This is a genomic window from Streptomyces sp. AK010 (genome assembly GCF_014207295.1).
Classification (GTDB): domain Bacteria; phylum Actinomycetota; class Actinomycetes; order Streptomycetales; family Streptomycetaceae; genus Streptomyces; species Streptomyces massasporeus.
Genome location: NZ_JACHCX010000023.1, coordinates 50038 through 70172 on the forward strand (window position 1 = coordinate 50038; position 20135 = coordinate 70172).

Genomic DNA, 20135 nt, shown 5'->3' on the forward strand with positions numbered 1-20135 from the left:
CCCGCCGTCGGGATGCAGCCGTCGCTTCGTGCGTGCTCGGCCCGTCGGGACGCACCTCGGTCTTCGTGCGTGTTCAGCTGGTCGGACGGCTCCGGCCCTTCGCACCCGCTCCGCCGCCGGGACGTTCCCGGCCTCGGCGCCTGTTCAGCCCGCCAAGTACCGCACCTGGTCCCACAGCGCCGGATCCACCACGCCGACCCGCCGCCGGAAGCCCCACACCGGGACCTCCCGCAGCTCGTCCGTCTCCAGGAAACTCGCGCGGCCCCGGGCGTCACCGACCGAGCCCGGGGGCAGCGGGATCACCCCGGTCCGCTCGTCGCGGAACCGCGTGGTGATCTTCGCGACCGTCGCCCGCTCCCCGCGCACCGCCAGCACCAGACAGGGCCGGTCCTTCGTTCGGGCCTCGTCCTCGTAGGGCACGTCCGCCCACCAGATCTCCGCCGGCTGCGGCCGGCCCTCCAGCGTCGCGGCCGGTGCCGCGGTCCGGACCCGCCGGGCCGACGGCCGGCGGCCCCGGCCCCAGCCGTCGACGAGCGTGGCGATGAGCGCGAGCAGCACCACCGCGGCGAGCGCCAGCCACCAGGACGTGTCCATACTGAGACGTTACCGGCGCGGCCCTCGCCGCGCGCCCCCCTCACGAGGATCACCCCCGGCCCTGCCAGCCGAACCGGTGACACCACAGGTGAGTTCGCCCACAACAGGCCTTGGCGGAGGAGCAACAGGAGGTTTCGCGCCTTACGCTCGACGGACCGCACGACCCCCGACGCCCCTCTCAGACATTCCCGCCAGCGGAGGTTTCTGCTTCATGAAGCTCACCGTCGTCGGCTGCTCGGGGTCGTTCCCTTCCGCGGAATCGGCCTGCTCGAGCTACCTCGTCGAGGCCGACGGCTTCCGGCTGCTTCTCGACATGGGCAACGGTGCCCTGGGCGAGCTGCAGCGCCACTGCGGTCTCTACGACCTCGACGCGATCTTCCTCAGCCATCTGCACGCCGACCACTGCATCGACATGTGCGCGTACTTCGTCGCGCGCTACTACCGCCACGACGGCGGCCGCTGCGATCCACTCCCCGTCTTCGGCCCCGAAGGCACGGAACACCGGCTGACCACCGCCTACGCGGACACCCCCTCCGCCTCCTCCATGAGCGAGGTCTTCGACTTCCACACGGTCAAGCCGTCCACGTTCGAGATCGGCCCGTTCACGGTGCACACCGAACGGGTGGCCCACCCCGTGGAGGCCTACGGCATCCGCATCGAGCACGGCGGCAAGGTCCTGACGTACTCCGGCGACACCGGAGTGAGCCCCGCGCTGGACGAACTCGCCCGGGACACCGACCTGTTCCTGTGCGAGGCCGCGTTCACGCACGGCAAGGAGAACATCCCCGACCTGCACCTCAACGGCCGCGAGGCGGGTGAGACGGCGGCCCGGGCCGGTGCCCGCCGCCTGGTCCTCACCCACGTCCCGCCGTGGACGGACCCGCAGGTCAACCTCGCCGACGCCCGCGAGGTGTACGACGGTCCGGTGGACCTCGCCGCACCCCGGCAGACGTACGAGATCTGAACGCCCCGCACGCGCGAAGGCTCCCGGAACCGAGCGGCAGGCGGTTCCGGGAGCCTTCGGCGTCAGCGGACTACTTCGCCTCCGCCTTCTGCAGCTCGGCGAGTTCCTCGTCGGACTCCCGGCCCGGCGTCGGCAGGTTGAACCTGGTGATCGCGAAGCGGAACACCGCGTAGTAGACCGCCGCGAAGCACAGACCGACCAGGGCCAGACCCCACGGGTTGGTCGCGATGCCCAGGTTCAGGAAGAAGTCCACCGCACCGGCCGAGAAGCCGAAGCCGTCCTTCATCCCCAGCGCCCACGTCAGCGCCATCGAGACACCCGTGAGCACCGCGTGGATCGCGTACAGCACCGGGGCGATGAACATGAAGGTGAACTCGATGGGCTCGGTGACGCCCGTGACGAACGAGGTCAGCGCGAGGGAGAACATCATGCCGCCGACGACCTTGCGGCGCTCGGGCCGGGCGCAGTGCACGATCGCGAGGCATGCGGCCGGCAGGGCGAACATCATGATCGGGAAGAAGCCGGTCATGAACTGCCCGGCGCTCGGGTCACCGGCCAGGAACCGGGCGATGTCGCCGCTCTTGCCCTCGTAGGTGCCGGCCTGGAACCAGGGGAAGGAGTTCAGCAGGTGGTGCATGCCGATCGGGATCAGCGCACGGTTGGCGACACCGAAGATGCCCGCGCCGACCGCCCCGGAGCCGACCAGCCACTCGCCGAAGTTGTGCAGCGCCGTGCCGAGGACCGGCCAGATGTAACCGAAGACGATGCCGATGACCAGGCCCGCGAAGGCGGACAGGATCGGAACCAGGCGGCGGCCGCCGAAGAAGCCCGCCCAGTCCGGCAGCTTGGTCCGGTAGAACTTCTGGTAGAGCAGGGCCACGACTATGCCCATGACCACGCCGCCGAGGACCTTGGCGTCCACGGGAGCGTCGACCATGACGACCTTGCCGTCGACGGCCGTGGCGACCTTCGGCAGGTTCTTGTCGGTGAACGTGGCCAGCACGTTCTTGAAGACCAGGTAACCGACCACGGCCGCCAGCGCCGTGGAGCCGTCCGACTTCTTGGCGAAGCCGATCGCGATGCCCACCGCGAACAGCAGCGCCATGTTGTCGAGGATCGCGTTGCCGCCGGCCGCCATGAAGCCCGCGATCTTGGTGATGAACGCGGGGAACGACTCGCGACCGAGCATGTCGGTGTTGCCGAGGCGGACCAGCAGGGCGGCGGCGGGCAGCACGGCGACGGGCAGCATCAGGCTGCGGCCGATGCGCTGCATGACGGCCATCACGGCCGACCCCTTCTTCGGGCTCGCGGGCGCGGCTGTGGCTGTGGACATGAACTTCCTCCAGGGGGCACGGCGCCGCCCAGGGAGAATTCAGCGGGGGACGGCGGCGTCTCAAAGAAAGGGGAACGCGGACAACACCGCGCGACCTCCACCAGTGAGTGGTGTAGACCAGTTGTAGCACGGTAGGCCGAACGAGTGGAACCCGCCAATTTGGCCCCACTGAGACGATCACGCCTTGGCGCTGTCCTCGACGTCCTCGGCCGGCTCACGCCCCGGAGTCCCCAGATCGAACTTCGTGATCGCGAACCGGAAGATCACGTAGTAGACGAGCGCGAACCCCAGACCGATCGGGATCGTCAGCCACGGCCGCGTCGCCAGATTCCAGTTGATGACGTAGTCGATCAGCCCCGCCGAGAAGCTGAACCCGTCGTGCACCCCCAGCCCCCACGTCACCGCCATCGACACCCCCGTCAGCACCGCGTGCACCACGTACAGCACCGGCGCGACGAACAGGAACGAGTACTCGATCGGCTCGGTGATGCCGGTGACGAACGACGTCAGCGCCACCGACAGCATCAGACCGCCGACCTCCTTGCGCCGGTCCGGCCGCGCGCAGTGCGTGATCGCCAGTGCCGCCGCCGGCAACGCGAACATCATGATCGGGAAGAACCCCGAGGTGAACTGGCCGGCATCCGGATCCCCCGCCAGGAACATGTTGATGTCACCGTGCACCACCGTCCCGTCCGGCTTCGTGTACGAGCCGAACTGGAACCAGATGGGCACGTTCAGGAACTGGTGCAGCCCCACCACCAGCAACGCCCGGTTCGCCACCCCGAACACACCCGCGCCCCACGCGTCCAGACCGTCCATCCAGTCGCTGAAACCCTCCAGCGCGTCACCCACCGGCGGCCACACCCACAGACACAGCGCGGCGAACAGGATCGCCACGAAAGCCATGATGATCGGCACCAGCCGCCGCCCGTTGAAGAACCCCAGCCAGTCCACCAGCCGCGTGCGATGGAACCGGGCCCAGAAGAACGCCGTCAGCAGCCCCATCACGATGCCGCCGAACACCCCCGGGTTCTGGAACGTGAACGCCGTGACCGTCATGTCCCCGTCGGTCACCTGGCACCCCACGTCCGGCACCGCCACCGACCCCTCCGGACAGCCCTTTGGAAACTGCCGCAACACCGTGAAGTAGACGAGGAACCCGGCCACCGCCGCCAGCGCCGTCGACCCGTCCGACTTCTTCGCCATCCCGATCGCAACGCCCACGCAGAACAGCAGCGGCAGCCCCAGCGAACCGTCCAGCAGCGCGCCCCCCGCCCCCACCATCACCTTCGAGACGTTCGTCCAGCCCAGCCCGTCGTCCCCGAACACGTCCGGCTGCCCCAGCCGGTTGAGGATCCCCGCCGCCGGCAGCACCGCGATCGGCAGCTGAAGACTCCGGCCCATCTTCTGCAACCCCTGGAACAACCGGTTCCAGCGAGCCCGCGCGGGGCTGACGGCCGGCGCGGCGCCGGCGGGGCTGTCGGCACTCATCCCGGTCCTCTTTGTCGGGAGGCCTACTCGTGGTGTAGACCAGTCGTTCGACGGTCGCGCTGGTGTGACGCCATCGTTCGTCACACGCCACAGGACCGCTCGCCAACATGGGCCAACTGTGGGTTACTGCGACAAAGCGGTTCGGATCAGGGAGAACGAACATGGCCACCAAGGCTGAGAAGATCGTTGCCGGGCTCGGCGGCATCGACAACATCGAAGAGGTCGAAGGCTGCATCACCCGCCTGCGCACCGAGGTCGTGGACCCCGCCAAGGTCGACGAGACCGCCCTGAAGGCCGCCGGCGCCCACGGCGTCGTCAAGATGGGCAGCGCGATCCAGGTCGTCATCGGCACCGACGCCGACCCCATCGCAGCGGAGATCGAAGACATGATGTGAAGGGCGGGGATCGTCCAGGGCTTCACCCCCTGACGGACCCCTGAGGCCGGCTGCGCGCACGGGCCCCTCCCCACCGGGAAGGGCCCCTCCGCACGTACGGATAGGCTCAGCCGCATGTCTCGAATCGACGGCCGCACCCCCCAGCAGCTCCGCCCCATCACCATCGAGCGCGGCTGGAGCAAGCACGCCGAAGGCTCCGTACTCGTCTCCTTCGGCGACACCAAGGTCTTCTGCACCGCCTCCGTCACCGAAGGCGTCCCGCGCTGGCGCAAGGGCAGCGGCGAAGGCTGGGTCACCGCCGAATACTCCATGCTGCCCCGCGCCACCAACACCCGCGGCGACCGCGAGTCCGTCAAGGGCCGCATCGGCGGCCGCACCCACGAGATCAGCCGCCTCATCGGCCGCTCCCTGCGCGCCGTCATCGACTACAAGGCCCTCGGCGAGAACACCATCGTCCTCGACTGCGACGTCCTCCAGGCCGACGGCGGCACCCGCACCGCGGCCATCACCGGCGCCTACGTCGCACTCGCCGACGCCATCGCCTGGGCCCAGGGCAGGAAGCTCATCAAGGCCGGCCGCAAGCCCCTCACCGGCACCGTCTCCGCCGTCTCCGTCGGCATCGTCGGCGGTGTCCCCCTCCTCGACCTCTGCTACGAGGAAGACGTCAAGGCCGACACCGACATGAACGTCGTCTGCACCGGCGACGGCCGCTTCGTCGAGGTCCAGGGCACCGCCGAAGCCGAGCCCTTCGCCCGCGACGAGCTGGGCGCCCTCCTCGACCTCGCCGTCGCCGGCTGCGACGAACTCGCCGCCCACCAGCGCGCCGCGCTCGACGCCGTCCTCGGGAAGCAGCCCGAGAAGTAGCCCGAAAAGTAAAAGGCACACCAAGAGAGGTGCTCGGCACGGGCAACCGCGCCGAGCACACTCGCGTCTGAAGGAGTACGGGCGCACGGCTCATCCCTGTGCGCCCGGCCAGCCGCGCGGGCCCGACCGGCCCGACCGAACGAGAGGGACCGCTCCATGGCCGCGAGCCGCCGACGCCGCACCGCAGCAGTCGCCGCCACCCTGGCGGCCGTCGCGCTGACCGCCGGACTCACCACCGGCTGCGCCGCCGTCGACAAGGCGCTGGACTGCGTCCAGACCGCCGACGCCATCGCCGACAGCGTCACCGACCTCCAGCAGGCGGCCGACAGCGCGGCCAACGACCCGACACAGCTCGACGAGTCCCTCGACTCCATCGACCAGAACCTCGGCGAGATCGGCGACAAGACCGACAACGCGGACGTCAGCAAGGCCGTCGACGACCTGGACAAGGCCGTCGACAACGTCCGCACCTCGATCAAGAACGGCGACGAGACGCCCGACATCAGTCCGGTGACGGACGCGGCGGGCGAACTGACGAAGGTCTGCACGCCGTGACGCCGCGCCAGCTGAGCCGGGCCTCTTCGTCTGCCGGGTTCCGCTCGGTGGCGGGCAGCGGGTTCGTGGTGGCCGCTCGCGCAGTTCCCCGCGCCCCTGACGGGGCCCATACCCTTGGGGCCATGAGTCGCCTGATCCTCGCCACCCGTAACGCCGGGAAGATCACCGAACTTCGCGCGATCCTCGCCGAAGCCGGGCTGCCCCACGAACTCGTCGGAGCCGATGCCTACCCGGACATCCCCGATGTCAAGGAAACGGGCGTGACGTTCGCCGAGAACGCACTCCTCAAGGCCCACGCCCTGGCCCGGGCGACGGGCCTCCCGGCCGTCGCCGACGACTCCGGCCTCTGCGTCGACGTCCTCAACGGCGCCCCCGGCATCTTCTCCGCCCGCTGGTCCGGCCGCCACGGCGACGACAAGGCCAACCTGGACCTCCTCCTCGCCCAGCTCTCCGACATCGCCGACGAACACCGGGGCGCCCACTTCGCCTGCGCGGCGGCACTCGCCCTGCCCGACGGCACGGAGCGGGTGGTGGAGGGACAGCTGCGGGGCACTCTGCGCCACGAGCCCACGGGTTCCGGCGGCTTCGGCTACGACCCGATCCTCCAGCCGGATGGGGAGACGCGGACCTGCGCGGAGTTGACCCCCCAGGAGAAGAACGCGATCAGCCACCGGGGGAAGGCGTTCCGGGCACTGGTGCCGGTGGTGGGGGAGCTGCTGGGCTGACGACGAGGCCCACCCGGTACACCGGGTGGGCCATCGATTCAAAGGCGTGCGGCCGGAGGGACTCGAACCCTCAAGGGATTTCTCCCACAACATCCTAAGTGTTGCGCGTAGGCCAATTCCGCCACGGCCGCATCCAGGTCATGGTACCGGTCATGCGGGGCGGGTCTGTGGGGAACGCCTGCCGCCGCCTCTGCACCAGGTGCTCGTCACCGCATGGCAGTTGGGGCACAGCAACCGCAGGTTCTGCAACCGGTCGTCGCTCCAGTCCCCGTTGATGTGATCCACCTCCAGCGTCATGGGTCTGCCGAGCCACTCGGGGCCGACCCCGCAGTCGGCGCATTCCTCTGGTACGCCCACCTCATGGAGCGCCCGACGTAGGACAATGGTCCGAGTCCTGCGCCCGCCGTCCTGCTTGACCAAGATGTCCTCAGGGCGTCTGGCCGAGGTCGGGCGGCGCTTCCCCCGCTGGTGGGCCTGGCCCAGAAAGTGCTCTGTGGTGAGCTTGTCCTCGGCGATCCACCGGCGCAGATGCTTGCGCCGAGTACCGCTCTCCGGGAGCCCCAGGCGGCGCAGCACCTCCGCGACGGAGCGGGACTCGGCGACCGCGCCGCGCAGTTCCTCAGGCGAGGGCCGTGCCTGTCGGCTGCTCATGAGGCACGCCTCTTGCCTCGCCCCCGGTAACTGTCCGTCGTCGAATGGCAGTTGGGGCAGAGGAGCCGAAGGTTCTCGATGCGGTTGTCCCTCCAGTTGCCGTCGATGTGATCGACCTCCAGAGGGAGCGGGCGCCCCCGCCAAGCCGCCCCCGTGCCGCACAGGGCGCACCGCTCCGCCATTCCCAAGGACGTCATCGCCCACTTTGAGGCGGTCGCTCGGAATGCGCCGGGCGCGATCCGCCGGTTGCTCGACCAGGAAGGCCTCCGGGGTTCGCGGGCGCCAGGGTTTCCCACGCCGAGTCGGCACCCTGAAGTGCGATGTGTCGATGCCGTAGGCCCTGACCCGGCGGCTGATGTGTGTGTGATGTCCGCCCACCACCTCGAGTCCGAGATGCCGCAGCACCTCACACATGTTCGTCGACGCCGCCACCGCTCGCTCAAGGACGTCCCTCGTCCACCGCACCCCTTTTCGCTCGAAGTGCGCCACGTCCACGCCGAGCTTCCTCATCCGCTGGGACACGTACCGCCGCGTCGAACTCTGCGGATCCACCCCCAACGACAGCAACGCCTCCGACAACGACCGAGCCCCCCGAGCCGCCTCCTCCAGCCGCTCTCTGGTGTATGCACTGGCCCCCACGAAACACCCCTCCGTCCCCGACCACCCGTTCGTGGTCTCGCACGGAGTAACGAACCGTTTATCGGACGGTCACGCACGAAAAACGGAGCGGCTCGTACCGGACCTCACCGGTACGAGCCGCTCGCAGACGAGATCAGCGGGGTCTCAGACCCCCAGATCCTTGATGATCTTGGCTACGTGGCCCGTCGCCTTGACGTTGTACAGGGCGCGTTCGACCTTGCCCTCCTCGTCCACGACGATCGTGGAGCGGATGACGCCGACCACCGTCTTGCCGTAGAGCTTCTTCTCGCCGAAGGCGCCGTAGGACTCCAGGACCTGCTTGTCCGGGTCGGCGAGCAGCGTGACCTTCAGGGACTCCTTGTCGCGGAACTTGGCCAGCTTCTCCGGCTTGTCGGGGGAGATGCCGACGACGTCGTAGCCCGCGCCCGCCAGCAGTTCCAGGTTGTCCGTGAAGTCGCAGGCCTGCTTGGTGCAGCCGGGCGTGAGGGCGGCCGGGTAGAAGTACACGATGACCTTGCGGCCCTTGTGGTCCGACAGGGACACCTCGGTGCCGTCGGCGTCGGGCAGGGTGAAGGCGGGGGCCACGTCCCCCGGCTGGAGTCGCTCGCTCATCAGGCCAGGGTAACCGGGGGTCGGGGCAGTGAGATGAGCCGTGGAGCTGACAGACTGTCCGGCACAGGCTTCACACCGACTTCGAAAGGCGACACGGTGGCGGACACGGCGGACACCAGGACCCCGGCGCAGATCGAGGCGGACATCAGGCGCCGCCGCGCGACCCTGGCCGAGACGCTCGACGAGCTCGGGGTGCGGGTGCACCCGAAGACGATCGTCGGCGATGCCAAGGCCAAGGTCGCTTCCCACATCGACCACACCCTCGGACGGGCCTACGTGGGGGTCAACCGGGCCGTCACGGACGTGCGGGCCCAGTTCGTGGACGAGGACGGCGCACCCCGGCTGGAGCGGGTCGTGCCCGTCGCGCTCGTCGTCGTGGGCCTGGTCGGGCTGCTCGCGGTCAGCACGCGGCGCCGCAAGGGCTGACCCGACTGCGTGCGTTTGCGGGGAAGACAGGTAGGTTTCTGGGCGTGAGCGCCAAGAGAAACGAGCACAGTACCCATCCGGACAAGCTTCCCATCCGGATGCTGCACGACCGCGTACTCGTGCGGCAGGACACCAGCGAGGGCGAGCGGCGTTCCGGCGGCGGCATCCTGATCCCCGCCACGGCCGCGGTCGGCCGGCGCCTGGCGTGGGCCGAGGTGGTCGCGGTGGGGCAGAACGTGCGGACCGTGGAGACGGGCGACCGGGTGCTGTACGACCCGGAGGACCGTGCCGAGGTCGAGGTGCGGGGGGTCGCGTACGTGCTCATGCGTGAGCGTGATCTGCACGCCGTCGCCGCGGACCGGTTCGAGGGCGCCGAGGACTCGACCGGCCTGTACCTGTAGGACCGGCGACAGTCGTACTACGAGGGGGCTGGTGACCCTGGTCACCGGCCCCTTCGCCGTGCCGTGCGGGTTTGCTACGTTGGAGACACCCCCGACGAGACGCGCCGTACCGGGATCAAGGCAAAGACGACGCACCGACACCGTCAGCCCGTCCCGGAGGTGCCCGTCATGGCCTGGGTCCTGCTCGTCGTCGCCGGTCTGCTCGAGGTCGGGTGGTCCATCGGCATGAAGTACACCGACGGCTTCACCCGCCCCCTGCCCAGTGTGCTCACGGGCGCCGGCATCGTCGCCAGCATGCTGCTGCTGTCGCAGGCCGCCAAGACCCTGCCCATCGGTACCGCCTACGGCGTGTGGGTGGGGATCGGCGCGGCCGGGGCGGCGGTGTTCGGCATGGCGGTGCTCGGTGAGCCGGCGACCGCCGCCCGGATCTTCTTCGTGTGCCTGCTGCTGGTCGCCGTGGTGGGGCTGAAGGCGACCAGCGGCCACTGAGCCCGTCATGGCGCTGAAGGCACTGGCGCGGCCACTGAGCCGTCATGGCGCCGAGCGCGACCAGCGACCAGCGGCCACTGACACCGGCCACTGACACCGGCCAGGCACGGGCTACGCGCTACTCGCGGCGGGCGCCCTGCGGGACCACGCCCCAGCCGGGGCCGGTCGGGCCGCCCGTCTGGCCGCCGTCGCTCGCGTCGCCGCCGCCACCGCCCTGGGTGGTGCCGCCGTCGGCCGTACCGCCGTCCGTCGCACCGCCGTCGGTCGTACCGCCGTCCGCGGTCCCGCCGCCGGTGGGGGACTCGCCGCCGGTGGTGCCGTCGGTGGTGCCGCCGTCGGTCTGGCCCTCGGTCTGCCCCTCGGGGGCGCTGGGGCTCTGGCCGGGCGTCTCGGTGGCGGTGTCCTCGCCGCCGGTGGTCGTGCCGCCGTCGGTGGTGCCGCCGGTGGCCGGGTCGGTCGGGGCCTCGCTGCTGGGGGCCTCAGAGACGTCGGCGCCGGGCTGGAGCCTGAGGTCGAACTCCTTGGCCGGCTTGTTCTTGAGGGCGTCCTCGGTGTATTGCGTCCAGATCTCGGCGGGCGCGCCGCCGCCGTTGATCCGGTTCAGGCCCATGGCGCCGTACAGGGACTTGTGGGCGGCGGTGACCGGGTCCTGGCCCATGACGGAGACGACGGTGGCGAGGTCAGGGGTGTAGCCCGCGAACCAGGCGGCCGTGTCCTCCTCGGCGGTGCCGGTCTTGCCCGCGACGGGGCGTCCCGCGGCCTGCGCGGCGGAGGCCGTGCCGTTCTGGACGACGCTCTGCAGCATCGAGGTGGTGGTGTCGGCGGCCTCGCGGCTCACGGCCTGCCGGGTGCGCCGCTCGGGCAGGTCGATCGGCGTGCCCCCCTTGGTGACCTTCTCCACGATCGTGTACGTGCCGTGCCGGCCGTGGTTGGCGAGGGTGGCGTAGGCCTCGGCCATGTCGAGGACGCTGGCGGTGGCGGTTCCGAGCGCGATGGCGGGGCCGTCGGCGAGGTCGGGGGTGGTCTCGGGGACACCGAGGTCGATCGCGGTCTGCTTGACCTTCGCGGGGCCGACGTCGGCGGCCATCTGCGCGTACACCGAGTTCACGGAGCTGTCGGTGGCCTCGGTGACGGTGATGTCGCCGTAGGAGCGCTGGTCCTCGTTCTCGGGGGCGTAGGGGTCGCCGGTCCAGCCCTGCACGGGACGCTTGTTGGTGCCGTCGTAGATCGTGTTCGGGGTGATGACGCGGCCGTCCTGGGTCTCCGAGTGGTTCTCGACGGCCGAGGTGAACACGAACGGCTTGAAGGTCGAGCCGACCTGGAAGTCCCTGCGCGTGGCGTTCGGGGTGTACTGCTTGACGTAGTCGATGCCGTTGTACATCGCCACGACCTTGCCGGTCCTGGGATCGACGGAGGCGCCGCCGGCACGGACGTAGGTGTCGACCTTGTTCTTCTTGTCGAGCTTGGACATCAGCTTGTCGTTGACGGCCTTCACGAAGGCGTCCTGCTTGCCCTTCTGCAGGGTCGTCGTGATGCGGTAACCGCCGGCGTCGAGCTGCCGCTCGTCGACGATCTCGTTCTGGACGAGGTAGTCCTTGACGATCCGGACGATGTAGCCGCGCTGCCCGGACATGCCGGTGGAGAGGGTGGACTCCTTCGGCATGGGAAACTTCATGCCGGTGCGCTCCGACTCGCTGAGCCAGCCCTTCTTGACCATGCCGTCCAGGACGTAGTTCCAGCGGGACTCGGCGGCCCCCCGGTTCTCGGGGTGGGCGACGACGTCGTACTGGCTGGGCGCGTTGACGAGCGCGGCGAGGTAGGCGGCGCGGCCCGGGTCGAGGTCCTTGGCGTCCTTGCCGTAGTAGGCCTGGGCGGCGGCCTGGATGCCGTAGGCGTTGCGGCCGAAGTAGCTGGTGTTGAGGTAGCCCTCGAGGATGTGGTCCTTGCTGACCTCGCGGTCCAGCTTGATCGCGATGAAGAACTCCTTGGCCTTGCGCGTGACGGTCTGTTCCTGGCGCAGGTAGTAGTTCTTCACGTACTGCTGGGTGATCGTGGAGCCGGACTGCTTGCCCTTGCCGAGGGCGGTGTTCCAGGCGGCGCGGACCATGGCCTTGGGGTCGACGGCGGACTCGGTGTAGAAGTCGCGGTCCTCGGCGGCCAGGATCGCGTGCTGGGCGTCCTTGGAGATCTGCGGGAGCGTCACGTTCTCGCGGTTGACCTCGCCGTCGCGGGCGATCACGGACCCGTCCGCGTAGAGGTAGACGTTGGCCTGCTTGGTGGCGAGCGCGTTGGCCGGGGGGATCTTCACCAGCGAGTAGCCCAGGAAGAAGCCGCCGGCCAGCAGCAGGGCGACGATGACGAAGGCGCCGAGCGTCATGCGCCAGGTCGGGATGATCCGGCGCCAGCCGGTCCGCTTCGGTTTCCCGGCCGACTTGGTCTCGGGCGTGCCCGGGTCGCCGTCGGCGTGCGCCTGCGGCTCTCTCGATGCCCAGCCCGGGTTCGGCTGCTGCGGCTGAGGCTCGTCACTCATGTCGTGCACGGACTCCTGTTTCGCGTCGTACGTCGTTCCCGTACGTCTCTGCTCGCTCTTGCGCCCCTGGGATGAAGACTGTCCCATCCGTTGATCAGTTCCCTGATCGAGGGCCGGGTCGTGAGCCGTGTGGTGAGGCGGGCCGCATGCGAGTGGGTGCGCGGGCGGGCACGGGGTCAAACGCGCTGTTGCGTACGCCTGCCCGAATCGTGATCTCGCCTGCGCGACGTTCGCCCGAAGGGGGACACGGCCGTGGATCGTGACGGCTCGTACGCTCCGCCCGGCCGGCACCGCCGCCACGCTGCTCGCCCTGGCCACGGGCGCCTCGGCCCACGCGGACGCAACGGATCGTACCGTCTGGGCCGGTGCGCACCCGCCCCGCGGCGCCCTCGCCGCTCCCCGAAATTGCCTGGCACGCCCGTTCGCCGGACCACTAGGCTCCTGCGCTTCGGTGCCGGGCGGCGAGGAGGGCGGTGGATGTGGGCTCGGGACGGTTGTACGCGGCCGTCGCGGCGGGTGGTTTCCGGCGGTACGCGACGTATCGGGCGGCCACGGTGGCCGGGGTGTTCACCAACACGGTCTTCGGCGTCATCCTCGTCTACACGTATCTGGCGCTGTGGGACGAGAAGCCTCATCTCGGCGGGTACGACCAGGCGCAGGCGGTGACCTATGTGTGGCTGGGGCAGTGCCTCTACGCCACGCTGGCGATCCAGGGCGGCGGCGCCGAGAAGGACCTGATGGAGCGTATCCGCACCGGTGAGATCGCTGTCGACCTCTACCGGCCGGCCGATCTTCAACTGTGGTGGCTGGCGGGCGACGTGGGGCGGGCGTTGTTCCAGATGCTGGGCAGGGGCGTGATCCCGTTCCTGTTCGGCGCGGTCTTCTTCCCGATGGCGCTGCCGACGGAAGTCGCCCCGTGGGCGGCGTTCGTGGTGACGCTGCTGCTGGCGACGCTCGTGAGCTTCGCGATCCGCTACCTGGCGGCCCTGAGCGTGTTCTGGCTGATGGACGGCATGGGCGTCAACCAGGCGCTGATGGTCACGGGGATCTTCTTCTCGGGCATGGTGCTGCCGCTGAACGCCTTCCCGGGGGTCTTCGGGGAGGTCGTGCGGGTGCTGCCGTGGGCGGCGCAGATCCAGATGCCGGCGGACGTGCTGATGGGGGAGACCGATCCGCTGCGGGCGTTCGCCTTCCAGGCGGCGTGGGCCGTGGCCCTGCTGGCCGCGGGGCGGCTGATGCAGTCGGCCGCGACGCGGCGGGTGGTGGTGCAGGGTGGCTGAACGCAATCGTGTGCTGGAGGGGGTGCGGGCCTACCGGCTGATCGCCGGGATGTGGGTGCGCTCCAGCATGACCTACCGGACCTCCTTCGTCGTCACGGTGTTCGGCAATCTGACGGTGACCGGCCTGGACTTCGTGGGGATCCTGCTGATGTTCTCGCAGGTGGACTCGCTGGGTGGCTGGTCGCTGCCCGAAGTCGCCTTCCTCTACGGGCTGTCGGTGACGGCGTTCGGGATCGCCGACCTGATGCTCGGCTCGATGGACGTGCTGGGCGGCCGGATGCGCGACGGCTCGTTCGACTCGCTGCTGGTGCGTCCCGCGCCGGTGCTCGCCCAGGTCGGAGCCGACCACTTCGCGCTGCGCCGCCTGGGCCGGATCACCCAGGGCGCGGTGGTGCTGGGCTGGGCGCTGGTGTCGGTGGACGTCGACTGGAGCGCGGCGAAGGTGCTGCTGGTGCCGGTGATGGTGGTCAGCGGCGCGGCGATCTTCTCGGCGGTGTTCGTGGCGGGCGCGGCCTTCCAGATCTACGCGCAGGACGCGGCCGAGGTGCAGAACGCCTTCACCTACGGCGGCACGACGCTGTTGCAGTATCCGCCGTCGGTGTTCGGCAAGGACCTGGTGCGGGGCGTGACCTTCATGCTGCCGCTGGCCTTCGTCAACTGGGTGCCCGCCGCCCATGTGCTGGGGCGGCCGTACCCGATCGGGCTGCCGGGGTGGGCGGCCTTCGCGTCGCCGCTGGTGGCGGTGGCCTGCTGTGTCCTGGCCGGGCTGGCGTGGCGGACGGGGCTTCGTTCGTACCGGAGTACAGGGAGTTGAGTTGACCGGGTCGCAGAGCGGGTCCAGCCAGGAAGGCGGATCGGAAGGCGGGTTCATCGGATCGGAAGGCGGGTTCATCGGATCGGAAGGCGGGTTCATCGGATCGGAAGGCGGGTTCATCGGATCGGAAGGCGGGTTCATCGAACTCGACGGTGTGGAGAAGGTCTTCGAGGTGCGCAAGAAGACCGGTTTCATGAAGCGGGAGCGGCGGCTGGTGCGGGCCGTCGACTCGATCTCCTTCCGGGTGGAACGCGGCGAGATGGTCGGCTACATCGGCCCCAACGGCGCCGGGAAGTCCACCACGATCAAGATGCTGACCGGCATCCTCACCCCCAGCGCGGGCCGGCTGCGGGTGGCCGGCATCGACCCCTCCCGGGAGCGGACCCGGCTCGCGCACCGCATCGGCGTGGTGTTCGGGCAGCGCACGACGCTGTGGTGGGACCTGCCGCTGCTGGACTCCTACCGGCTGATGCACCGCATGTACCGCATCCCGGACGCCCGTTACCGGGAGAACCTCGACCGTCTGGTCGAACTCCTCGACCTGGGCGACCTGCTGGACGTGCCGGTACGGCAACTCTCCCTCGGTCAGCGGATGCGCGGCGACATCGTGGCGGCGCTGCTGCACGACCCGGAGGTCCTGTACCTGGACGAGCCGACCATCGGTCTCGACGTGATCTCCAAGTCCAAGGTGCGGGAGTTCCTGCGGGAGTTGAACACCGAGCGCGGCACCACGGTGCTGCTGACCACGCACGACCTCCAGGACATCGAGCAGTTGTGCAAGCGGGTGATGGTCATCGACCACGGGCGTCTGATGTACGACGGCCCGCTCGCCGGGCTGCACGAGGTCGGGGAGAGCGAGCGGACCCTGGTGGTGGACCTGGAGCGGGAACTGCCGCCGATCGACGCTCCGGCGCCCGCGCGGGTCGTCCGTGTGGAGGGTCCGCGCCAGTGGCTGGCGTTTCCGGCGGGGGAGTCGGCGGCGCCGCTCGTGGCGCGGATCGCGGCCGAGTACCCGCTGGTGGACCTGTCGGTGCGGGAGCCGGACATCGAGGCGGTCATCGCCACCATGTACGGGGAGCAGGCCGAGCGGGCGATCTCGTAGCCCCCGGCGGGGTGAACTCGTAGGCTGCTGTGTATGACCGACGACGCCGTCCCGGACCTCCGCGCCTCCGACGCCGACCGTGAAAAGGTCGCCGGCATCCTGCGGGACGCCCTCGCCGAGGGGCGCCTCGACATGGAGGAGTTCGAGGAGCGGCTCGAGGCGACGTACAAGGCCCGGACATACGGGGAGCTGGCGCCGATCACCCGGGACCTGCCGGCCGCGGGCGTGACCGTCCCGGTGGTGTCCCTGACGAAGGACCCGGCGGCCGGCCCGGACTGGTCCGGGCGGATCACCGGCGGCGAGGGGTCCTCCACGTGGGCCGTCGCCGTGATGTCCGGCTTTCAGCGCAAGGGGCACTGGACGATGCCCCGGCGGTTCACCTGCTTCGCCTTCTGGGGCGGCGGGGAGATCGACCTGCGCGAGGCGAACTTCGCGGACCGCGAGGTCGAGATCAACGCCATCGCGATCATGGGCGGGGTGGATGTGATCGTGCCGCCCGGGGTCGAGGTCGTCGTCCGCGGCATCGGCATCATGGGCGGCTTCGACCACCGCGAGGAGGGCGTGCCGGGGGAGCCGGGCGCGCCGCGGGTGATCGTGACCGGGTTCGCGCTGTGGGGCGGCGTCGGGGTCCAGCGGAAGCTGACCCGGGCGGAGAAGCTGCGCATCCGCGAGGAGCGGCGCCAGGAGAAGCTGGAGCGCAGGGCGGGGCGGCGGGAGCTGGACGGGGAGCGCTGAGCCCCTGCACTGCGGCGGTACGGTCCCGGCAGCGCGGGTGGCGCCGAGCCGCTGTACTGCGGGCGGTACGGTCCCGGCGGGGCGGGTGGCGCCGAGCCGCTGTACTGCGGGCGGTACGGTCCCGGCGGGGTGGGTGGCGCTGAGTCGCTGTACTGCGGGCGGCAGGGTCCCGGCGGGGCGGGTGGCGCTGAGTCGCTGTACTGCGGGCGGCAGGGTCCCGGCAGGGTGGGTGGCGCTGAGTCGCTGTACTGCGGGCGGCAGGGTCCCGGCGGGGCGGGTGGCGCTGAGTCGCTGTACTGCGGGCGGCAGGGTCCCGGCAGGGCGCGTGGCGCTGAGTCGCTGTACTGCGGGCGGCAGGGTCCCGGCAGGGCGCGTGGCGCTGAGTCGCTGTACTGCGGGCGGCAGGGTCCCGGCAGGGTGGGTGGAGCTGAGCCGCTGTACTGCGGGCGGTACGGTCCCGGCGGGGCGGGTGGCACCCAGCCCAGCAATACGGGCGACGCCCAGCCCGGCAGCCGTGTGCCCGCCGCCTGTGGTCGGGCAGCGGGCACGGGACGAGACGGTGCGGGGCGGGACTACAGCTTCGCCGGCGCCGACCCCTTCAGCGTCTCCAGGTCGAAGGACTCGGCCATCCGGGCGTACCCCTTGTCGCTGGGGTGCAGATGGTCGCCCGAGTCGTAGTCGGACCGCAGCCGCCGCGGGTCGTACGGGTCGCGCAGCGCCTGGTCGAAGTCGGCCACGGCGTCGTACACCCGCCCGGCGCGGATCTGCGCGTTGATCGTCTGGCGGACCGCCTCACGCGCCTCCGTGTACCCCCGGTGCCCGTAGAACGGCATCAGCGTCGCTCCGACCACCTTCACACCGCGCGCGTGGGCCTGGCCCACCATCGTGCGCAGCCCGGCGATGATCGCGTTCGGGTCGGCGAGCCGCGGGTTGCGCAGGATGTCGTTGACGCCGAGGTCGATGACGACGACCTTGACGTTCGTCCGCTCCAGCACGTCCCGCCCGAAGCGGTTCAGCCCGCTGGGGTTGTCCGCGGGGCGGCCGAGCCCGTCGGCGAGGACCCGGTTGCCGCTGATGCCCTGGTTGACGACGCTGTAGCGGGGCAGGTCCCGGCCGGCTGCGATCTCCCCGCGCAGCCGGTCCGAGAGCACGTCGGTCCAGCGGCTGTTGGTGTCCGGCGTGGAGGTGATGCCGTCCGTCAGCGAGTCGCCGAGGACGACGACCGTGCCGTCGGACTCGTTGCTCAGCAGGTCCAGCGCGGTGAGGTACCGCCAGGACCCGGTCCGCTCGGTGTACGGCGTGCCCGTGGTGTCCCCCGCCTGGTCGCCCTGGGCGACGTAGGAGGTCTGGCGGGCGTGGCGGTGGTAGGTGACCGGGCCGGAGCCGGTCGGCGTGTAGGTGGTGATCAGGACGTCGGAGTCGTGCGGGACGACGACCCGTACGGCGTCGCTCATCACCTGCCGGCCGGGCGGGATGACGACCGTGGGGCCGCCGCCGAAGGTCAGCTGCCGCATGGTGTCCGCGAGTGCCGCCGCCGTGCCGCTGCCCGCGGAGACGGCGATCGTCGCCCGCGTGATGCTCAGCGGCGACTGGCCGTAGAGATTGGACAGCGTCACGCGGGCACTCGTACCGCCGACACTGGTGTGGACGACGTTGCGGACCGAACGGTCCGCCATGCCCGTTGCCTCGGTGCCGGGTTCGGCGGCGGAGGGGGACGCGGACCAGGTGCCGACCCAGGTGCCGGTGGAGGCGGGCGCGGCGGAGTTGTGAGGGGCGCGACCGTCGCCGAGGGCGTTCCGGTGGCGCAGGCCGTCGTCGGACCCCACTCCGACGTATATGGCGGTGGAAAGGGCCACGATCGCCGCGACGACCATAGCCAGGAGGGCGTAACCACGTCCTCGGGTCATGCTGTGTTGTTCTCCTCGGGCGATGGGAGCCCAAGGCTCCGATCTGATGTGCCCATGATGCGTCATGGGCCGGGGGAAGTTCACAGGACCCCGTGGCAAAACCCCCTCCCGACAGACGCCGGGAACTCCTGATCCGTTCCAGGAGTCGGTCAGGAAGGGACAATGTGTGCGGGATCACCGAGCGGGTGGAGCGGATGGAACGGACGAAAGCAGCAGATAGGGGTGCCGGTGCCGGTGGGCAGCATGCCCGCCCCGGCGGCGCCGTGAACCGCGCGATGACGACGTTCAGCCCGGCGGACGAGGAGAAACAGCGCGGCGTACGCCGGATGAAGCTCACCGCCACCGGACTTCTGGTGTTCGTGGCGCTGGTCTACGTCCTGTCCACATGGGCGCACAACTCCGGTGCCGGAACCTGGGCGGCCTACGTCGCCGCCGCCTCCGAGGCGGGCATGGTCGGCGCGCTCGCCGACTGGTTCGCCGTCACCGCCCTCTTCCGGCACCCCCTCGGCATCCCCATCCCGCACACCGCCATCATCCCCACCAAGAAGGACCAGCTGGGCGTCTCCCTGGGCGAGTTCGTCGGGGAGAACTTCCTCTCCGAGGACGTCGTACGGCAGCGGCTGCGCGCCGTCGGCATCGGCAGCCGCCTCGGCGCCTGGCTCGCGGTCCCCGAACACGCCGACCGCGTCACCGCCGAGCTGTCCACCGCCCTGCGCGGCGCCCTGACGGTCCTGCGCGACTCCGACGTCCAGGCGGTGGTCGGCGAGGCCATCACCCGCCGCGCGGGCGCCCAGGAGATCGGGCCCGGCATCGGCAAGATGCTGGAGAAGGTCGTCGCCGACGGCGGCCACAAACGGGTCGTCGACCTCGTCGTCACCCGCGCCCACGACTGGCTCGTGCTGCACGGCGACTCCGTGATGGACGCCGTGCAGGGCGGCGCCCCCGGCTGGACCCCGAAGTTCGTCGACAAGAAGGTCGGCGAGCGCGTCTACAAGGAACTGCTGCGCTTCGTCACGGAGATGCGCGACATGCCCGGCCACCCCGCGCGCGGCGCCCTCGACCGGTTCCTCACCGACTTCGCCTCCGACCTCCAGTCCGACACCGACACCCGCGCCCGCGTCGAGCGGCTCAAGAGCGAGGTGCTGGGCCGCGACGAGGTCCAGGACCTCATCGCCAGCGCCTGGACGGCCGTACGATCCATGATCGTCGCGGCGGCGGAGGACGAGCGCAGCGAGCTGCGGCTGCGCGTGCGGGCGTCCCTGCTGTCGCTGGGCTCGCGGATGGCGGCCGAGCGCAAGGTCCAGGACAAGGTCGACAAGTGGGTGGAGGACGCGGCCGTCTACGTCGTCACCACCTACCGCAAGGAGATCACCTCCCTGATCACCGACACGGTGGCGAGCTGGGACGCCGAGCACACCACACGGAAGATCGAGGCCAACATCGGCCGCGACCTGCAGTTCATCCGCATCAACGGCACGGTCGTCGGCTCCCTGGCCGGCCTGCTGATCTACACGGTGTCGCACGCGCTCGGGGCGTGAGAACTCCGGCCCGAGCGAGTGGTTCAGGGCGCGAGCGAGGTATCTCAGGGCGTAAGAGAAACCGCCCCGGGCACCCGATGCGGGTTCCGC

General features: G+C 70.3%; 20 protein-coding genes, 1 tRNA gene, 1 pseudogene and 1 riboswitch. Of the genes and pseudogenes, 13 read left to right on the forward strand and 9 right to left on the reverse strand.

Features of this window, described 5'->3' with window-relative positions; genetic code table 11:
- Window positions 1–144: 144 nt before the first annotated feature.
- Window positions 145–594 carry a type II toxin-antitoxin system PemK/MazF family toxin gene (locus HDC93_RS32240; protein WP_185014373.1) on the reverse strand — a complete coding sequence of 150 codons (450 nt, stop codon included), beginning with the start codon at window positions 592–594 and terminating at the stop codon, window positions 145–147.
- 211 nt (window positions 595–805) lie between these two features.
- Here HDC93_RS32240 and HDC93_RS32245 point away from each other — a divergent pair, with 211 nt between their 5' ends.
- Window positions 806–1558, forward strand: coding sequence for an MBL fold metallo-hydrolase (locus HDC93_RS32245; protein WP_185014374.1), 753 nt, complete (start codon window positions 806–808; stop codon window positions 1556–1558).
- A 70-nt stretch (window positions 1559–1628) separates the two neighbouring features.
- Here HDC93_RS32245 and HDC93_RS32250 read toward each other — a convergent pair whose 3' ends face one another.
- Window positions 1629–2891 (reverse strand): PTS transporter subunit EIIC, encoded by a 1263-nt coding sequence (locus tag HDC93_RS32250; RefSeq protein WP_185014375.1) that lies wholly within the window; start codon window positions 2889–2891, stop codon window positions 1629–1631.
- Between the two features lie 177 nt (window positions 2892–3068).
- On the reverse strand, window positions 3069–4382 hold the full coding sequence (locus tag HDC93_RS32255; RefSeq protein ID WP_185014376.1) for a PTS transporter subunit EIIC: 1314 nt from the start codon (window positions 4380–4382) through the stop codon (window positions 3069–3071).
- A gap of 161 nt (window positions 4383–4543) precedes the next feature.
- On the opposite strand from HDC93_RS32255, the gene HDC93_RS32260 reads away from it, so the two are divergent.
- The 4 genes from HDC93_RS32260 to rdgB all read left to right on the forward strand — a co-directional run bounded on the left by HDC93_RS32260 (window position 4544) and on the right by rdgB (window position 6921).
- Window positions 4544–4777 (forward strand): glucose PTS transporter subunit EIIB, encoded by a 234-nt coding sequence (locus tag HDC93_RS32260; RefSeq protein ID WP_010039992.1) that lies wholly within the window; start codon window positions 4544–4546, stop codon window positions 4775–4777.
- Window positions 4778–4891: 114 nt separating this feature from the next.
- Window positions 4892–5641, forward strand: coding sequence for a ribonuclease PH (rph, locus tag HDC93_RS32265; protein WP_185014377.1), 750 nt, complete (start codon window positions 4892–4894; stop codon window positions 5639–5641).
- Between the two features lie 156 nt (window positions 5642–5797).
- A complete protein-coding gene (locus HDC93_RS32270) occupies window positions 5798–6196 on the forward strand; it encodes a hypothetical protein (protein ID WP_185014378.1) in 399 nt (132 codons plus the stop codon).
- Between the two features lie 122 nt (window positions 6197–6318).
- The gene (rdgB, locus tag HDC93_RS32275) at window positions 6319–6921 is read left to right on the forward strand and encodes an RdgB/HAM1 family non-canonical purine NTP pyrophosphatase (protein WP_185014379.1); all 603 of its coding nucleotides are present in this window, start codon (window positions 6319–6321) and stop codon (window positions 6919–6921) included.
- Between the two features lie 47 nt (window positions 6922–6968).
- Here the strand turns inward: rdgB and HDC93_RS32280 are convergent.
- From HDC93_RS32280 to bcp, 4 genes and pseudogenes are all read right to left on the reverse strand, one after another.
- Window positions 6969–7052 (reverse strand) — tRNA-Leu (locus tag HDC93_RS32280).
- A gap of 19 nt (window positions 7053–7071) precedes the next feature.
- The gene (locus HDC93_RS32285; protein ID WP_179878867.1) at window positions 7072–7572 is read right to left on the reverse strand and encodes an HNH endonuclease; all 501 of its coding nucleotides are present in this window, start codon (window positions 7570–7572) and stop codon (window positions 7072–7074) included.
- Window positions 7569–8211, reverse strand: a pseudogene (locus tag HDC93_RS32290) (HNH endonuclease signature motif containing protein). The gene HDC93_RS32285 and the pseudogene HDC93_RS32290 overlap by 4 nt, the downstream one beginning before the upstream one ends.
- Window positions 8212–8355: 144 nt before the next feature.
- The gene (gene bcp, locus HDC93_RS32295; RefSeq protein WP_185014380.1) at window positions 8356–8823 is read right to left on the reverse strand and encodes a thioredoxin-dependent thiol peroxidase; all 468 of its coding nucleotides are present in this window, start codon (window positions 8821–8823) and stop codon (window positions 8356–8358) included.
- A gap of 96 nt (window positions 8824–8919) precedes the next feature.
- Between bcp and HDC93_RS32300 the strand changes: the two genes are divergently transcribed.
- The 3 genes from HDC93_RS32300 to HDC93_RS32310 all read left to right on the forward strand — a co-directional run bounded on the left by HDC93_RS32300 (window position 8920) and on the right by HDC93_RS32310 (window position 10139).
- Window positions 8920–9249, forward strand: coding sequence for a DUF3618 domain-containing protein (locus HDC93_RS32300; protein WP_185014381.1), 330 nt, complete (start codon window positions 8920–8922; stop codon window positions 9247–9249).
- Between the two features lie 44 nt (window positions 9250–9293).
- Window positions 9294–9650, forward strand: coding sequence for a co-chaperone GroES (locus HDC93_RS32305; protein WP_097216896.1), 357 nt, complete (start codon window positions 9294–9296; stop codon window positions 9648–9650).
- Window positions 9651–9718: 68 nt separating this feature from the next.
- Window positions 9719–9786: riboswitch (guanidine-III (ykkC-III) riboswitch) on the forward strand.
- Between the two features lie 32 nt (window positions 9787–9818).
- On the forward strand, window positions 9819–10139 hold the full coding sequence (locus tag HDC93_RS32310) for a multidrug efflux SMR transporter (RefSeq protein ID WP_185014382.1): 321 nt from the start codon (window positions 9819–9821) through the stop codon (window positions 10137–10139).
- A gap of 118 nt (window positions 10140–10257) precedes the next feature.
- On the opposite strand, the gene HDC93_RS32315 is transcribed toward HDC93_RS32310, so the two are convergent.
- The gene (locus HDC93_RS32315) at window positions 10258–12669 is read right to left on the reverse strand and encodes a transglycosylase domain-containing protein (protein ID WP_185014383.1); all 2412 of its coding nucleotides are present in this window, start codon (window positions 12667–12669) and stop codon (window positions 10258–10260) included.
- 479 nt (window positions 12670–13148) lie between these two features.
- Between HDC93_RS32315 and HDC93_RS32320 the strand changes: the two genes are divergently transcribed.
- The 4 genes from HDC93_RS32320 (at window position 13149) to HDC93_RS32335 (ending at window position 16600) form a co-directional block, all read left to right on the forward strand.
- Window positions 13149–13949 carry an ABC-2 family transporter protein gene (locus tag HDC93_RS32320; protein WP_185014438.1) on the forward strand — a complete coding sequence of 267 codons (801 nt, stop codon included), beginning with the start codon at window positions 13149–13151 and terminating at the stop codon, window positions 13947–13949.
- The gene (locus HDC93_RS32325; protein WP_185014384.1) at window positions 13942–14763 is read left to right on the forward strand and encodes an ABC transporter permease; all 822 of its coding nucleotides are present in this window, start codon (window positions 13942–13944) and stop codon (window positions 14761–14763) included. Before HDC93_RS32320 ends, HDC93_RS32325 begins: the two co-directional genes overlap by 8 nt.
- A 76-nt stretch (window positions 14764–14839) precedes the next feature.
- The gene (locus tag HDC93_RS32330) at window positions 14840–15865 is read left to right on the forward strand and encodes an ATP-binding cassette domain-containing protein (protein WP_185014439.1); all 1026 of its coding nucleotides are present in this window, start codon (window positions 14840–14842) and stop codon (window positions 15863–15865) included.
- Between the two features lie 33 nt (window positions 15866–15898).
- Window positions 15899–16600, forward strand: coding sequence for a DUF1707 domain-containing protein (locus HDC93_RS32335; RefSeq protein WP_185014385.1), 702 nt, complete (start codon window positions 15899–15901; stop codon window positions 16598–16600).
- A gap of 572 nt (window positions 16601–17172) precedes the next feature.
- On the opposite strand, the gene HDC93_RS32340 is transcribed toward HDC93_RS32335, so the two are convergent.
- Window positions 17173–18507 (reverse strand): SGNH/GDSL hydrolase family protein, encoded by a 1335-nt coding sequence (locus HDC93_RS32340; protein WP_185014386.1) that lies wholly within the window; start codon window positions 18505–18507, stop codon window positions 17173–17175.
- A 194-nt stretch (window positions 18508–18701) separates the two neighbouring features.
- Between HDC93_RS32340 and HDC93_RS32345 the strand changes: the two genes are divergently transcribed.
- Window positions 18702–20045 (forward strand): DUF445 domain-containing protein, encoded by a 1344-nt coding sequence (locus HDC93_RS32345; protein ID WP_221517428.1) that lies wholly within the window; start codon window positions 18702–18704, stop codon window positions 20043–20045.
- The last annotated feature ends 90 nt before the right edge of the window (window positions 20046–20135 follow it).